This window comes from Pedobacter cryophilus, from assembly GCF_005116455.1.
Classification (GTDB): domain Bacteria; phylum Bacteroidota; class Bacteroidia; order Sphingobacteriales; family Sphingobacteriaceae; genus Pseudopedobacter; species Pseudopedobacter cryophilum.
Genome location: NZ_SWBP01000003.1, coordinates 112,385 through 127,840, shown reverse-complemented (window position 1 = coordinate 127,840; position 15,456 = coordinate 112,385). Strand labels below are relative to the sequence as shown.

13 protein-coding genes are annotated in these 15,456 nt (G+C 31.5%); 11 read left to right on the top strand and 2 right to left on the bottom strand.

The features are described 5' to 3' along the window. Nucleotides 1-5: 5 nt before the first annotated feature. From FA046_RS09595 to FA046_RS09565, 7 genes are all read left to right on the top strand, one after another. Complete coding sequence (locus tag FA046_RS09595) at nt 6-1,073, top strand: GNAT family N-acetyltransferase (RefSeq protein WP_225870908.1); 1,068 nt, start codon at nt 6-8, stop codon at nt 1,071-1,073. Nucleotides 1,074-1,191: 118 nt separating this feature from the next. Beyond that, nucleotides 1,192-1,998 carry a phytanoyl-CoA dioxygenase family protein gene (locus FA046_RS09590; RefSeq protein WP_136826190.1) on the top strand — a complete coding sequence of 269 codons (807 nt, stop codon included), beginning with the start codon at nt 1,192-1,194 and terminating at the stop codon, nt 1,996-1,998. 91 nt (nt 1,999-2,089) lie between these two features. Next, the gene (locus FA046_RS09585) at nt 2,090-3,061 is read left to right on the top strand and encodes a hypothetical protein (RefSeq protein ID WP_136826189.1); all 972 of its coding nucleotides are present in this window, start codon (nt 2,090-2,092) and stop codon (nt 3,059-3,061) included. Continuing rightward, entirely contained in the window at nt 3,058-3,606 is a 549-nt protein-coding gene (locus tag FA046_RS09580) for a GNAT family N-acetyltransferase (protein WP_136826188.1), read from the top strand. Before FA046_RS09585 ends, FA046_RS09580 begins: the two co-directional genes overlap by 4 nt. An 84-nt stretch (nt 3,607-3,690) precedes the next feature. Then, a complete protein-coding gene (locus tag FA046_RS09575; protein WP_136826187.1) occupies nt 3,691-4,767 on the top strand; it encodes a GNAT family N-acetyltransferase in 1,077 nt (358 codons plus the stop codon). A 249-nt stretch (nt 4,768-5,016) separates the two neighbouring features. Beyond that, nucleotides 5,017-6,966, top strand: a complete 1,950-nt coding sequence (locus FA046_RS09570; RefSeq protein ID WP_136826186.1) for a polysaccharide biosynthesis protein — start codon at nt 5,017-5,019, stop codon at nt 6,964-6,966. 212 nt (nt 6,967-7,178) lie between these two features. Beyond that, nucleotides 7,179-7,532, top strand: coding sequence for a helix-turn-helix domain-containing protein (locus FA046_RS09565; RefSeq protein WP_136826185.1), 354 nt, complete (start codon nt 7,179-7,181; stop codon nt 7,530-7,532). A 132-nt stretch (nt 7,533-7,664) separates the two neighbouring features. Here FA046_RS09565 and FA046_RS09560 read toward each other — a convergent pair whose 3' ends face one another. Both FA046_RS09560 and cobA read right to left on the bottom strand, forming a co-directional pair. After that, the gene (locus FA046_RS09560) at nt 7,665-8,735 is read right to left on the bottom strand and encodes a response regulator (RefSeq protein ID WP_136826184.1); all 1,071 of its coding nucleotides are present in this window, start codon (nt 8,733-8,735) and stop codon (nt 7,665-7,667) included. A 360-nt stretch (nt 8,736-9,095) separates the two neighbouring features. After that, nucleotides 9,096-9,830, bottom strand: a complete 735-nt coding sequence (cobA, locus tag FA046_RS09555) for a uroporphyrinogen-III C-methyltransferase (protein ID WP_136826183.1) — start codon at nt 9,828-9,830, stop codon at nt 9,096-9,098. Nucleotides 9,831-10,123: 293 nt separating this feature from the next. Between cobA and nirB the strand changes: the two genes are divergently transcribed. From nirB to FA046_RS09535, 4 genes are all read left to right on the top strand, one after another. Continuing rightward, nucleotides 10,124-12,619, top strand: coding sequence for a nitrite reductase large subunit NirB (nirB, locus tag FA046_RS09550; protein WP_136826182.1), 2,496 nt, complete (start codon nt 10,124-10,126; stop codon nt 12,617-12,619). Nucleotides 12,620-12,671: 52 nt separating this feature from the next. Further along, nucleotides 12,672-13,055, top strand: coding sequence for a nitrite reductase small subunit NirD (gene nirD, locus FA046_RS09545; protein ID WP_136826181.1), 384 nt, complete (start codon nt 12,672-12,674; stop codon nt 13,053-13,055). A gap of 165 nt (nt 13,056-13,220) precedes the next feature. After that, a complete protein-coding gene (moaCB, locus tag FA046_RS09540) occupies nt 13,221-14,171 on the top strand; it encodes a bifunctional molybdenum cofactor biosynthesis protein MoaC/MoaB (protein WP_136826180.1) in 951 nt (316 codons plus the stop codon). 108 nt (nt 14,172-14,279) lie between these two features. Then, on the top strand, nt 14,280-15,455 hold the full coding sequence (locus FA046_RS09535; RefSeq protein ID WP_136826179.1) for a molybdopterin molybdotransferase MoeA: 1,176 nt from the start codon (nt 14,280-14,282) through the stop codon (nt 15,453-15,455). Nucleotide 15,456: the final 1 nt, after the last annotated feature.

Here is a 15,456-nt window from a genome sequence, read left to right as displayed (position 1 = left end):
ACGCTATGATGATTGAAATGACCTACGCTCCAATTGTGGTGACTGCTCAAGAAGAATGGAGTAAATATATTGACCAATCATTTGATCATGATGTTTACCACACTTATGAGTATCATGCCCTAGATAAAAGAGGAACTCCAGTACTTTTTGTGTTTCAAAATGAAAATAATTTTATAGCATTTCCTTTACTTAAAAGGCAAATTGAAAATTCATTTTTATTTGATCTCACATCCATTTATGGTTACTGTGGGCCAATTTCTAATAAAAAAATAGAAGATATTGATGCGCAAACCAAAGAAGATTTTGAAACTTGTTTCAATGATTTTTTAGCTGACGAAAAATGCATTTCCGTATTTGCTCGGCTGCATCCATTTTTTAATCAAACTAAATTACTAAACAACTTGGGTGATATTAAAGCCAATGGAAAAACTATTTATATGGATTTAACTATCTCTTTAGAGGCTCAAAGAGAAAACTATAATAAAAGATTGGCTCGTCAAATTAGACAATTAAGAAAACGCAATTATTTAGTTAAAGAAGCCGCTAATCAACAAGAAATAAGGCTTTTTACAGAAATGTACGCAGATAATATGAACAGGCTATCGGCATCAGAAAGTTATTATTTTAGTGAAGATTATTTTTCTGAAATGCTTAAAAATAGCGCATTAAACTGCAAATTAATACTTGTTTATGATGGTGATGTAGCCATTTGTGGAGCGCTAATTATTTGTTCTAAAAATATCATCAGAAATCATTTATCAGCTACAAATGCCAATTATATTAAAGAATCGCCAAGTAAATTACTTACAGATGAAATAAGCATTATTGGCAGAGAAATGGGCGCTAAATATTTTCATTTGGGTGGTGGATTAAGAGGTCAAAACGATTCGCTTTTTATCTTTAAATCTTATTTCTCTAACCTTTTTTTAGAAGATCATATTTGGTGTTACATAGTAGATGATGAAAGATATCAGGCTATAGTAAATGAAAAAAATATAAATGTTGATGATGGTTTCTTTCCATTATATCGCTCGGTACAGGCAAATAAATCATCTAATATGGCCCTTACTTAGCCACTAAAAGAAAAATAAATTTTCTATTCTAAAGCTAAAGCACTTGCTATTTTAATAGTCTGATTGCTATGCTTTGCCCTTTTTTGTTTCATTAATTTTTAAATAAATATAATTTATCATGAAAAATAAATTTAACTACTCAGATAAAGTTGCTACTGCCGACTTTTTAAAAACTATGGATCGATATGGCTGGATTGTGTATGAGAATGCATTAGAACCAGAATTTGTTGACGAAATAAATAACTCTTTAGAAGATGCTTATGAAAGAAGAAGACAAATTCAAATTTTGAATGGTATAGATCAAAATATGGAGGGTACGCTTCATCACCTTTTAGAGGCTGATAATTTTGCGCTCAAATTTTTAGACCGTTTATATTGCGATGATGAGATGAAACTTTTTTTAGGCGGTAATTATATTATTAACGCTTTTGGAGGAGTAATGAACTCAAAAAATGTACAGCCTTATGTTCAAAATATTCATCGTGATGTGAGAACATTTTGGGGAAAAGAAAAGATGATGGTTCAAATGATGGTTTTATTAGACGATTTTACACCAGAAAATGGCGCCACTCATATCTTATCAGGATCTCACAAAATAGCCGATAAACCTGATGAATTATATTTTTATGAAAACGCAGATAGAGCAATAGCTAAAAAAGGCAGTATTATTCTTTTTGATTCTAACTTATGGCATGCCGCTGGTAAAAATACCACCAAAGAAAATAGGAGAGTGCTCACACTTAGTTTTACTCGTCCGCATTTTAAGCAGCAATTAGATTATCCTCGTTTTTTAGGTTATGAATATGGCGAAACCTTAAGTGATGGTTTAAGACAAGTGGTTGGCTATAAATCTAGAATACCGGCAAATCTTTTTGAATACTATCAGCCTGTAAATAAGCGTATGTACCAACCTGGACAAGGTTAAAAATACCCACCCTTAATTTTTTGCCTTAGCTATTCTACTTTATTTAATTACGCTTTTTTACTCATTTCCCTTTTAAATTAATTTCATTTTAATGCGACATTATCCCAAAAGAACAAAAGCGATTGGTGGATACATAGAACTGCAATTGCCTAAAGGCGAGGAGTATTATCCATCTTTAATTAAATTAAACACTGGTAGAAATGCTTTAGAGTATATTCTTAAGGTTAATAATTACTCGTCTATCTATATTCCTTATTTCACTTGCGAAGTAGTATTAGAGCCTATCAAAAAACTAGGTATTCAGTACTATTTTTATACCATTGATAAAAATTTAGATCCGGTAATAGATTTTCATATCGCACCCACAGAATGCTTTTTGTACACCAATTATTTTGGAATTAAACAATTAACAGTAAACAGGTTAAGTAAAGAAATTCCTAATCTTATTATTGATGCCTCACAAGCTTTTTTTTCAAGACCCTTACCACAAATAGATACTTTTTATTCGTGTCGAAAATTTTTTGGAGTAGCTGACGGGGCTTATTTACAAAGCAATATTTTGAGTACTGCAAAATTTGAAAAAGATATTTCTTATGATAGAATATCACACCTCACAAAAAGTATTGATTTAAGTGTAGAGGAAGGATATAAAAATTTTGTTGAAAATAATTTAGTTTTAGACAAAAACCCTATTAAAAGGATGTCTTCTTTAACAAAAAGAATTCTTTCTAGCATAGATTATGAAGATTGCCGAAGAATAAGAAATCAAAATTTTAAAACGCTTCATCATGCGCTTTCCGATAAAAATAATTTAGAAATTAACTTTGCAGATGATGACGCCCCCATGTGTTATCCTTTGCTATTAGAAAAAGAAACAATCTCAAAAAAGCTAATTAGTAAAAGAGTTTATATTCCAACGTTTTGGCCTAATGTTTTAAGATGGACTACCACTAAAATGTTTGAAAATTATTTAACTCAACACTTGGTTTCTCTGCCCATAGATCATCGTTATGATGATGACGATATGCAACGTTTAATTAATTATCTAAAACAAATTATATGAACTATTCAATTTACTTAAGGCCACTAAATTTAGAGGATGCAGAGACATCATATAGGTGGCGTAACAATCCCGAAATTTGGAATTTTACAGAGTTTAAACCTAATAAACACATTACTGTAGAAATAGAAACCGAATGGTTATACCGCATTTTACAAAACAAAGACGAATATCGTTTTGCAATTTGTTTAAAAGAAACAGGTCAATATTTAGGAAATGTTCAATTACTAAACGTGAATAATAAAACGGCTTGTTTCCATATTTTTATTGGAGAAACTTCTTTTTGGGGCAAAGGTATAGGTAATAAAGCAACAGCACTTTTATTGGAGCATGGCTTTAACAATCTAAAATTAGATTTTATAACTCTAAGAGTTCATAAAGACAATTCTTTTGCATTATCTGTTTATAAAAAAATGGGCTTTCAAATTATTGATAAAAACGGCGACTTTATGGAAATGGCGCTTGCTAAAGATTATTATTACAGACTACAAAAATTAAGCAGATTACAAAAAACAACTCTACAAAAACCTGATTTAATCAAATCATAATTCATCATAAACTATTTTAAAATTTGATGTTATTCTTTCTACCCAAAAATTAAAATACAACCACACTTATTAAAAACTAGCGTTATGATTCAAATAATAACCATCCACCAAAAAAATGAATGGAAACAGTTTGTCGAAAAATCAAACCAATATGATTTTTATCATACTTGGTATTATCACAATATGGATAAAACTGGCGATCCTATTTTATTTGTTTACACGAAGGATACAAATTTTATAGCTTTTCCATTAATTAAACGAAATATTCCAAACTCAAATTTATTTGATTTAACAAGTGTTTATGGCTATTCAGGCCCTATATCTAACTTACCATTTGAAAACATTCCCACTCAAATGAAAGAAAATTTTAAAACAGAATTTTCTGTTTTTTTAAAAAAATACGGGAGTGTTTCTGTCTTTTCACGCTTTAATCCATTATTAAATCAACTTTCGTTAATGGATAAATTTGACGGAATTTATGATAACGGACTTGTGGTAGTAATTGATTTACAAGTATCTATTGAAGAACAACGAAGCAATTACAACAGAAAATTATGGCGTCATATTAAAAAATTAAAGAATGAAGGGTATTATATGAAAGAAGTAAACACCCTTAAAGGAATAAAAGATTTTACCCACATTTATATTGCAAACATGAAGCGTTTAGGTGCAAGTGAGTTTTATATGTTTACCGAAGATTATTTTCAAAATTTGCTTAACGCCGAAGAATTTAAAGCCAAATTATTTATGCTTTATTATGAAGATGAACCTGTAGCAGGCGAGCTAATTATTTGTACTCAAAAGATAATGCAATCTCATTTACTGGCCGCTAGTGATAAGTATTATCGAAATTCTCCAGCAAAATTATTAACAGATGAAATTACAATTTTAGGCAGAGAATTGGGGATGCATTACTTTAATTTAGGTGGCGGTTTAGGTTTTAAAGAAGATTCGCTTTTCGCTTTTAAATCTACCTATTCTAAATTATTTATGGACTTTAAAAGTTGGAGATATATTGCAGATCAATACACCTATAATTTACTTCTTCAAGAATCAAATATAGACCCAAACAGCAACGTAGATTTTTTTCCTCTTTACCGCTACAAATCATTTAAAAAGTGCTCATTAACTAAAGAAAAAGTTTTAGAAGTAGAAGTTTAAATTAATTCAAAAAAAAACAATTATTTTCTTGCCTCTACCGTCTCAAATTCTAAATTTTCTTATCAGTAAAAATTCGTGAATTCATGGCATTTTTATAATGTAATGTTTAAAATATAAGAGCTATTACAAGAAGGTAATAAAGTTCTTCTCCTGTAAATTTTAAAATTCAAATCCCTAATCCTTTCTTGCCAAATGGCTGTTTAAACGTTTCCCAACAAATTATCTACCCTTATTTTATTCATACTACCTATGAAAAAGTTACTATTTTGTGATCAAGCACATTCAAGATGGCTGGTTTTATTAATTGATCTTTTTATCATCACCTGGGCATTTTCCATATCATTTCTTATTGCTCATAAATTTCAATATCAAGAAATTTTTCAAAGTGATTTTACCATCTTCTTAGCCACTTACAGTGCCGTAACCATGCTAATTTTTGTGGTCATGCGCATCCATACAGGTATCATCAGATACTCTAATACTGAAGATATTTTTAGAATATTTAAAGCAGTTATGTTAAGCAGTATTTCCTTTTTTATGATCAGTAAATTGCTCATCATTCCGTATTTAAATTATCATTTAAAATGGCTAAATATCATTTCTATTTTAAATTTCTTTATTGCTGCGTCATTGCTTATTGTTTTAAGAATTATGGTGAAAAGCCTTTTTGCCTATTTAAAAGATTTAGAATCAGAAAATATAGAAAACGTAATTATTTACGGTTCTGATAAGAAAGCCATTCTTATTAAACAAGCCTTTGAATTTTCACAAGAAAAACAATATAAAATTATTGGTTTTGTTGATGATTATCCTGATAGAATCAATAAAAATATAGAACAAATAAAAGTTTATCCTTCATCTGCAATTGAGTTTTTAAGACACAAATATGCGGTAGAAAAAATGGTAATTATGGATGATCATTTAAATGAAGATGGAAAAAAAAATGCGGTTGAGAAATGTATTAATTTAGGAATTAAGGTGATTTCTGTGCCTCCATCTACACAATGGATAAACGGCCGCTTAAGCTTAAATCAAATGCGAGATCTTAAAATTGAAGATCTTTTACAACGTGATCCTATTATTTTGCAAAAAGACAATATTTTTAGAGAACTTTCTGGAAAAAGGGTTTTAATTACTGGTGCGGCAGGTTCTATAGGATCTGAAATTGTAAGACAATTATTGCGCTATAATCCAGAATTGGTGATACTTTGCGATCAAGCAGAAACGCCTTTGCATGAGCTACAGTTAGAAATTGAAGATTATTTTTCTAAAGCACCAACAAAAATTTTTATGGCTAATATTCAAAATGCCAAGCGACTTAAAACACTGTTTTCTACTTATAAACCTCAAGTTGTTTTTCACGCTGCGGCATTTAAACATGTCCCAATGATGGAAAATAATCCTGCCGAGGCCATTTTAACTAATGTTTTAGGAACAAAAAATTTGGCTGATATTTCTCTGGAGCATAAAGTAGAAAAATTCATTATGATTTCTACAGATAAAGCAGTAAACCCAACTAATATTATGGGGGCTTCAAAACGCTTGGCCGAAATGTATATTCAATCCTTAAATTTTCATCAAGCCCGAGAGCTTCCGCTCGATGAAATTTATCAAATATCTGGTTCTAAAAATGGTCATACAAAATTTATTACCACAAGGTTTGGTAATGTTTTAGGTTCTAACGGCTCTGTTGTTCCTCGCTTTAAAGAGCAAATAGAAAAAGGAGGCCCAATAACCATCACTCACCCTCAAATTACAAGATTTTTTATGACCATTCCAGAGTCCGTTCAACTGGTGTTAGAAGCTTCGGCAATGGGTAATGGTGGCGAAATTTTTATTTTTGACATGGGAAAACCTATCAAAATTTTTGATATGGCTGTAAACATGATCAGACTGGCAGGTTTAACTCCTGATAAGGATATTAAAATTATTTATACCGGCTTAAGACCAGGAGAAAAACTATACGAAGAGCTTTTAAATAAAGAAGAAAGCGTAATACCAACTTATCATTCAAAAATTAAAATTTCAAAAGTAATTAATTGCCATTTTTACTACGTAAAGAAGGTAATTGATGAATTAATAGAGCTGAATGAGTTGGATGATAACATAGAAATGGTTAGAAAAATGAAAGAAATTGTACCCGAATTTAAAAGCAATAATTCAATCTATAATAAACTAGATAAAATGGTCATGAATTAGTAAAAAAACTTGATAAATGTCAAGTCCTTACCTGACCAACCTCAACAAGAAAATAAGCATTAAAGCTTTTCTTTGTTAAGAGATTCAATAAATGAATTTTATTTACATCAACCGTTGGGAAATTTTATAAAAAGATAAAATAAGGGAATGAATGGCAGGGACTTAAAGTGATGTGAATTTAAAAATTAACAAATTTTAAATTTATAAAGGTTATGAATAATGGTGAAATTGTAGAGCTTGTAATTCGCAGAAACAACCTAAGCATAAGCGAATTATCAAGAAGGCTTCATGTAAGTAGAAGGTCTATTTACAACTGGTTTACGCAACCAAATTTAAGTTTTGATATCATTTGTAAAATAGGAGACACCTTAGGGTATGATTTTTCTTCTGATTTTCCGGATTTATTTAACGGAAGAGAAAGCCGGATGATTAAATATATCACAACAGATAGAAATTTAGAAGAGGCGCAAAACTCGGCAAGTTACTGGAGAAGTAAGTATATTAATTTGCTAGAAAAACATAATGAAATTTTAAGTTACAACCCCATGGCATCACAATATGTATAAAATTTACACTTTCAAATAAAATTTAAAACCCTAAAAAAGGAATAATATTTCCTGTTTTAGGGTTTCTTTATTTCAAAAAAAATCAACAATAAAAATTGTTGATTAGTTTAAAATCAGATCTCTTAATTTGTGTTAATATTTTAACGTTCTAATTTTAGACTCATTAAGCACTATAATTCTACCGCTTTCTCCAACATCTATCAATTTCTCGGTTTTAAACTCTTTTAAAGTTCTAATCATTGATTCCTGAGACGAGCCAACTACACTCGCTAAATCTTCTCTAGAAATATCAATAATGTGCTTACCATCTTTGGTATCTTTAAATTTGTCTATAATTCTAGTAATTCCTTGGGCTACTTTTTTCCTTAAAGAATTGTAAGCCATATTAATTAAAACCTCTTCGTTTTCACTCACATTATTAGACAAAATGCTAATAAACTCCCTGGCAATAATAGAATCACTATGCACTTTTTGTAAAAACTCTTCTTTAGGAATTAAAACTAAAGAAGCATCTTCTATTACTCTTGCACTTTTACTATAATTAGCATCTTTAAATATCTCGGTATATCCAAAAAAATCTCCTTCAGAGTAAATTCCTGTAATCAGTTCTTTACCATCTTCGTTAATTAAAAATTCTTTAATCTTCCCTTTTTTTACATAGTATAAAACAGATGGGCGCTGCCCAAGTGTGTAAAGTATGTGCTTTTTCTTATAATTCTGATGCTCGTGTTTATCTTTAATAAGGTCTATATGTTGCTTTTTCTGGTTAACAACATTTTTAAAATCATTAGCCCCAGCATCTACTTCGTAACTATGAAATTTTCTCTTTAAATTTTCATTTTTTAATAACCTAATGCTTATCGAATTTAATAAATCAGTTACATTAAAGGGTTTAATCAAATAATCATCAGCGCCCAAAGTCATCCCTTTTCGTTGATTTTCAAATTCGGCACTTCCGGTAAGAAAAATAAAAGGAATAGCAGATGTTTTTGGGTGATTACTCAAAATATGAAGTACCCCATAACCATCTAACTCGGGCATTTTAATATCACAAATAATAAGATTTGGATTTTCTTTTAAGGCTAATTCAACACCTTTCTTTCCGTCGGTGGTGCTTATAACTTTGTAACCAGAAAGGTTAAGTAAAAGGAATAAGTCTTCATTTAAAGCTTCATCATTTTCGATAAGTAAGATTTTCTTCATAGAACGTTTAATTAATAATCTTAAGATTAGTTTTAATAAACATTATTGAGTATTATAAATCTCTATTTATTTCATAAATAAAAATAATACATATAAAGATATATTTTTATTTACGAAAACAAACTATTATCAAATTAAAACTCCTTAAGCTTAATTAATTAGAAAAAGACATATCAATAATACTTAATACTTTTTTATTGGTTTATAATTTAGTATCATAAAACTATCAAATTTTAACAGTTAGATAACTGATAATAATCAGGTAAAATGGTGACTATCATCACTATTATAAAAATGAGTAAAATCATAATTTCTTTCATTCAGAACAACCTAAAAGCAAAGGTTTGTTCATTTATAGATTTAAGCAATTTCTATATTTTCTAAATTGGTAACCTCACCAATAACAATTAAAGCTGGATGAGTAATTTGGTGGTCATTTGCTAATTTTTGAAGTTGAGAAAGCGGCCCTTTAACAATTTTCATATTTGGTAATGATGCATTTTGTATCAATGCCGCAGGAGTTTCTGGCTTACCACATTTTATACTTTCTTCTATTATATAAGGTAAATTTTTCATCCCCATATAAATTACCAAAGTTGTTTTACTTTGTAAAGCCAAACAAATATCTCTAGAAAGACTCCCGTCTTTTTTAGTCCCGGTAATCATCCATAAACCTTCGCTTACGCCTCTATGCGTTAAAGGAATATCACATAAGCCAATGGCAAGCATACTGGTAATACCAGGAATGTAGCTGGCTTTTATTCCTAATTGCCGGGCAAACATAATTTCTTCCATCCCTCGTCCAAATATAAATGGATCTCCACCTTTAAGCCTTACTACAATTTCATTGTTGGCAGCATAATGTTTAATCAGCTCATGTATGGTTTCTTGGGTTGTATATTCCTGGTAGGGCGTTTTCCCAACATAAACTAATTCACAATCGCTTTTAGCATAATCTAATAACTCTCTATTCGCTAAATTATCATACAAAATAACATCTGCAACTTTCAAAGCTTTAATCGCTTTAAGAGTGATTAACTCAGGATCTCCGGGTCCGGCACCTACTATTATGAGTTGAGATTCTACTTTATTCATATTTTTTGATTTAAAAATGCCTTCATATTTCTGTATTTTTTTGTGTTTTAATGTTTTTTATTAAAATTTTATCAAAAAACACACATTATTTATGTTTAATATTTAGATAATTATAAAAATTAAACAAAATCTAATATAAATATGATTAAAGATATACTTTTTTATAATTTTATTAAATAAAATCAATCATTTTTATTGTTAAAATAATAAATAAACAAATTATTAACAACTTTTTGAATGACTTTATATAAAATGAAGTAACATTTAGCTTCAAAAACTAAAAAATATTGAAAATGGCAAAGAAAAATGTAGTAATTATTGGAAATGGAATGGTTGGTCATAAATTTTGCGAAAAATTGATTGCCAAAACAGATGAATATCAATTAGTAGTTTTTGGAGAAGAACCACGCATTGCTTATGATAGGGTTCATCTTAGTTCTTATTTTGATGGCAAAACTATAGAAGACTTAAGTTTATCTACTATAGGTTGGTATCAAGAAAATAATATACAGCTACATCTTGGAGATGCCGTTACAGAAATCAACAGAACTGATAAAATAGTTCATACGCATAGCGGAAAAACTCAATCTTATGATTACCTCATTTTAGCTACCGGTTCTGCTCCATTTGTACCCAACATACCTGGCGTAGAAAAAGACGGTGTTTTTGTATATAGAACCATTGAAGATTTAGATAAAATGAAAGCTCATGCCTCTAAATGTAAAACCGGCGCTGTATTAGGCGGAGGTTTATTAGGCCTAGAAGCCGGTAAAGCTTTATTAGACTTAGGTATGCAAGAAACACATATTGTAGAGTTTGCCTCTCGCTTAATGCCTCGTCAAATTGATGATGCTGGTAGTAAATTATTACAGGGGAAATTAGCACAGTTAAATCTTCAAGTTCACTTAAATAAAAATACTTCTTCCATAATGGGAGAAAATGAAATTACAGGTTTGGCTTTCGCCGATGGTTCTGTACTTGAATTAGATATGCTGGTAATTTCTGCAGGCATTCGCCCACGAGATGAAATTGCCAAACTTTGCGGCTTAGAAGTAAGCTCAAGAGGCGGCATTATGGTTAATGAGTTTATGCAAACCAGTGACGAATCTATTTTAGCTATTGGCGAATGCGCCTTATTTAAAAGCATGATTTATGGCTTAGTTGCACCAGGTTATGAAATGGCTGATGTTGCCGCATCATTGTTATGCAACATAGATAAACAATTTAAAGGCTTTGATATGAGCACCAAACTAAAGCTAATTGGTGTTGATGTTGCAAGTTTTGGAGATGCTTTTATATCCGAACCAGATTGTACTTCTATCATTTTTGAGGATACCCATAAAGGCATTTATAAAAGAATTAACATTAGTAATGATGGTAAGCAATTATTAGGTGGAATTTTAATTGGCGATGCCGATGCTTATAACATGCTTTTGCAAACCGTTAATAACAAAATTATATTACCACCAAATCCAGAAGATTTAATTTTAGGCTCTAGAGGTGGTGCAGCGGCTGAAGGTGCTGGCGTAATGAGTTTACCTGACGATGCTTTAATTTGCTCTTGCGAGGCCGTTACTAAAGGCGCTATTTGCGGTGCCGTAATAGAACAAGATATTACCACCGTTGATGGGATGAAAAAATGCACCAAAGCCGGTACTGGTTGTGGAGGTTGCGTACCTATGGTAAAAGATTTAATTAACGGAACCTTAGCCGAAAATGGCAAATACATTAAAAACGTACTCTGCGAACATTTTGATTATTCACGCCAGGAATTACTGGATTTAATTAAAATGAATAAGATTAAAAACTACGACCAAGTGCTAGATACTTTTGGTAAAGGTGATGGTTGCGAAACTTGCAAACCTGCCGTAGCCAGTATTTTGGCCGGTTTATGGAACGATTTAATTTTAAAACAAGACACCATACAAGATAGCAACGACCGCTTTTTGGCAAACATTCAAAAAGGAGGCACTTATTCCGTTGTTCCTCGTATTCCGGGTGGCGAAATTACTCCTGATAAATTGATAGTGATTGGACAAGTGGCTAAAGAGTACAACCTCTACACTAAAATTACAGGCGGCCAACGTATAGATTTATTTGGAGCACATTTAAGTGATTTGCCTATTATATGGTCTAAATTAATTGATGCTGGTTTTGAAAGCGGACATGCTTACGGAAAATCTTTACGTACAGTAAAAAGTTGTGTAGGCAGTACCTGGTGCAGATTTGGGCTACATGATAGCGTAAGTTTTGCCATAGAAGTAGAAGACAGATACAAAGGTTTACGCTCTCCGCACAAACTAAAAGGTGGTGTTTCTGGCTGTATTAGAGAATGCGCAGAAGCCCAATCAAAAGATTTTGGAATTATAGCAACAGAAAAAGGCTGGAATTTATTTGTGTGTGGCAACGGAGGTTCAAAACCTCAACATGCTCAATTAATTGCTACAGATATTGATAATGCAACTTGTATAAAATACTTGGATAGATTCTTAATGTTTTATGTAAGAACGGCTGATCCACTTACCCGTACCGCAACTTGGTTAAATAAAATGGATGGCGGAATAGCTTACCTAAAAAATGTAATTGTGAATGATAGCTTGGGTATTGCTGCTGATTTAGAAGAAGAAATGGCATTTTTTGTAAACACTTACACATGCGAGTGGAAAGCGGCAATTGAAAACCCTGAAATGAGAAAGAGATTTAATCATTTTGTGAACGCTCCGGAAGAAAAAGATCCAACCGTAAAGTTTGAAGAAATGAGAACTCAAATTAAAGCAGAAGCGTGGTAATTTATTAGGTAAAAAACTAACCATTTAAAAAACTAACAAAAAAACTAACATTATGAGCGAGATTATAGATTTAAAACAAGAAATTCAGAAATCAACTTTATCAGCTAATTTGTTCTTTGCTTGCTACACAGATGATGTTCCACAAAATGGTGGCGCTTGTGTGAAATACAAAGATGATCAAATTGCAATTTTTAATTTCACCAGAAGAGGCGAGTGGTTTGCAACTCAGAATCTTTGTCCGCATAAGCAACAAATGGCTTTATCCAGAGGAATGATTGGTAGTTCTGGTGATGATTGCGAACCTAAAGTAGCTTGTCCGTTTCATAAAAAGACTTTTTCTTTAAAAACAGGGGAGTGCTTAAGCGGAGATGATTATCAACTAAAAACCTATCTGGTTGTTATTAATGATGGGAAAGTTTTTATTAAAATAGATTAAGAAAAAGCCGAATTATCTTTTGTTAGAAATACAGGTTTTGCTTTTCTAAAAATATTTATAAATTTCAGTAGGGATAATCCTCGGATTATCTTTTCTAAAAATATTTAGACATTTTAGTTTTTGTGGGGATAATCCTCGGATTATCCCCAAATTAGCACAATCATTATGCGAGACATTACCAGCAAACAAATTACTTTAAGAACCGCAAAAGCTATAGGAATTGTATTTTGTTCTGAAGAAACTATTGAGTTGATAAAAACCGGGCAATTACCTAAAGGAAACTTGTTTGATGTGGCAAAGGCTGCCGGTTTTATTGGCGCTAAACTCACTCCGCAATTATTGCCTCATTGCCATCCGGTACAAATTGATGGGATGGATTTACAATTTGAGTTTTTAGATGCAGATATCCATAGTGATTTTTTTGATGAGAACGTTTTTATTAAAACGGGTATTGTAATTAGTGGAAATGCAAAATCTATAGGTAGAACAGGTATTGAAATGGAAATGTTAACCGCAATTTCTGTGGCGGCTTTAGAAATTTATGATATGCTGAAGCCAGTTGATAAATCATTAGAAATTGGAAATATCAGACTTTTAGATAAAAAAGGCGGAAAAAGTGATAGGAGTAAGTTTTTTGCTACTTCGCCAATTTGTGCAGTTTTGGTTTGTTCTGATTCTACTGCTGAAGGAAAAAGAGAAGATAAAAGTGGTGTTTTGATTAAAAAAATGTTGGAAGGTGTAAATGCAACTGTTAAATACTATAAAATTTTACCCGATGAAAAAGTTCAAATTCAAAATCAAATTTTAGATTGGGTTAAAGAAGACGTTCATTTTATTTTTACTACCGGAGGGACAGGTTTAGGGCCAAGAGATTTAACGGTAGAAGCTGTAAAAGAAATTTTAGAGCGTGATGCTGATGGAATTACGGAAGCGATGCGAAATTTTGGTCAGCAAAGAACACCAATGGCCATGATGAGTAGGGCAGTAGCCGGCTCCATTGCGCATACTTTAGTGGTTACTTTACCCGGAAGCACCGATGGTGCAAGAGAATCTTTAGAAGCTATTTTACCCGGAATTTTTCATGCTCGTAAAATGATGAAAGGTGGGGGACATTAAACTAGATAGTTAGTTTTTTAGTTTGTTGGTTTGATAGGCTTATCAAATTTTTAAATCAATAATCATTTTATACCCATCAACAAGCATCATCAAATTTCAAATCAAAACATGATCTCATTTCAAGAAGCTCAATCTATTATTTTATCAAAAGCAAAATCTTTTGGTGTGGAGTTGGTGATTTTAGACGATGCTTTAAATAGGGTTTTAGCAGAAGATATTTTTGCGCAAAGAGATTATCCGCCATTTAACAGATCGGCGATGGACGGTATTGCCGTAAGGTTTGATGATTTACAAAATGGCATTAATCAATTTAAATTCATCGAAATTATTTTTGCCGGACAAGCAAATATAAATCCTTTAAAAACCGGAGAATGTTATAAAATTATGACCGGCGCTGCGGTACCAAAAGATGCCAATGTGGTTATTAAACGAGAAGATATTTCTGAAGAGAATGGCTCTTTTATTTTGAATAGCGAATCCTATAAAGAGTATCAAAATATTGCATTGCAAGGGCAGGATTTAAAAAAAGGAGATATTGCAGTTTTAAACGGCACTTTAATTAATATACCAACTATTGGTTTACTGGCATCATTGGGAAAATCTCAAATTAGTGTTCAAAAATTACCTAAAGTAAATATCATTACTACCGGAAATGAAGTGGTTGATTTAAATCATTCGACTTCGTCTTTTCAAATTCACAATAGTAATTTATATGTTTTAAAGGCACTTTTAACGCAAAACCAAATTAAAAACCAAAACTGTTCGCATGTAAATGATGATGTTAATGAATTAGAAATAGCCATTAGCGCAAATTTGGATGCTGATATTCTAATTTTAACTGGTGGAGTTTCTGCCGGCGATGCAGATTATGTGCCTGAAATTTTAGCGAAAATTGGCATTGAAAAACTGTTTCACAAAGTGGCTATTAAACCCGGGAAACCAGTTTGGTGCGGTAAATTATCTAATCAATTAATGGTTTTTGCACTTCCAGGCAATCCATTTTCTTGCATGGTTACTTTTAAGTTATTTGTTGAGTTATACATAAAAGCTTCTACCAGATATAAAAAGGAAGAAATGCTGCAATTACCTATAGATTTTTTACGAAGCAAAAACTCAAATCTAGATGAGTTTTTTCCGGTAGAAGCATCATCCACTTTAAAAGCCATCAGCATTAATGGCTCTGGCGATATCAGATTAGGGAATTTAGCCAATGCTTTAGCTATGCAGTCAGCAGCACAAAAAAAGCTAGAAAAAGGGACAATGGTTTCTTATTTTCCGCTCTAAA

Bases quoted from the DNA above. Each gene is read 5' to 3' on its own strand.
- FA046_RS09595 (WP_225870908.1), top strand. From the start codon at position 6: ATGATGATTGAAATGACCTACGCTCCAATTGTGGTGACTGCTCAAGAA.
- FA046_RS09590 (WP_136826190.1), top strand. From the start codon at position 1,192: ATGAAAAATAAATTTAACTACTCAGATAAAGTTGCTACTGCCGACTTT.
- FA046_RS09585 (WP_136826189.1), top strand. From the start codon at position 2,090: ATGCGACATTATCCCAAAAGAACAAAAGCGATTGGTGGATACATAGAA.
- FA046_RS09580 (WP_136826188.1), top strand. From the start codon at position 3,058: ATGAACTATTCAATTTACTTAAGGCCACTAAATTTAGAGGATGCAGAG.
- FA046_RS09575 (WP_136826187.1), top strand. From the start codon at position 3,691: ATGATTCAAATAATAACCATCCACCAAAAAAATGAATGGAAACAGTTT.
- FA046_RS09570 (WP_136826186.1), top strand. From the start codon at position 5,017: ATGAAAAAGTTACTATTTTGTGATCAAGCACATTCAAGATGGCTGGTT.
- FA046_RS09565 (WP_136826185.1), top strand. From the start codon at position 7,179: ATGAATAATGGTGAAATTGTAGAGCTTGTAATTCGCAGAAACAACCTA.
- FA046_RS09560 (WP_136826184.1), bottom strand. From the start codon at position 8,735: ATGAAGAAAATCTTACTTATCGAAAATGATGAAGCTTTAAATGAAGAC.
- cobA (WP_136826183.1), bottom strand. From the start codon at position 9,830: ATGAATAAAGTAGAATCTCAACTCATAATAGTAGGTGCCGGACCCGGA.
- nirB (WP_136826182.1), top strand. From the start codon at position 10,124: ATGGCAAAGAAAAATGTAGTAATTATTGGAAATGGAATGGTTGGTCAT.
- nirD (WP_136826181.1), top strand. From the start codon at position 12,672: ATGAGCGAGATTATAGATTTAAAACAAGAAATTCAGAAATCAACTTTA.
- moaCB (WP_136826180.1), top strand. From the start codon at position 13,221: ATGCGAGACATTACCAGCAAACAAATTACTTTAAGAACCGCAAAAGCT.
- FA046_RS09535 (WP_136826179.1), top strand. From the start codon at position 14,280: ATGATCTCATTTCAAGAAGCTCAATCTATTATTTTATCAAAAGCAAAA.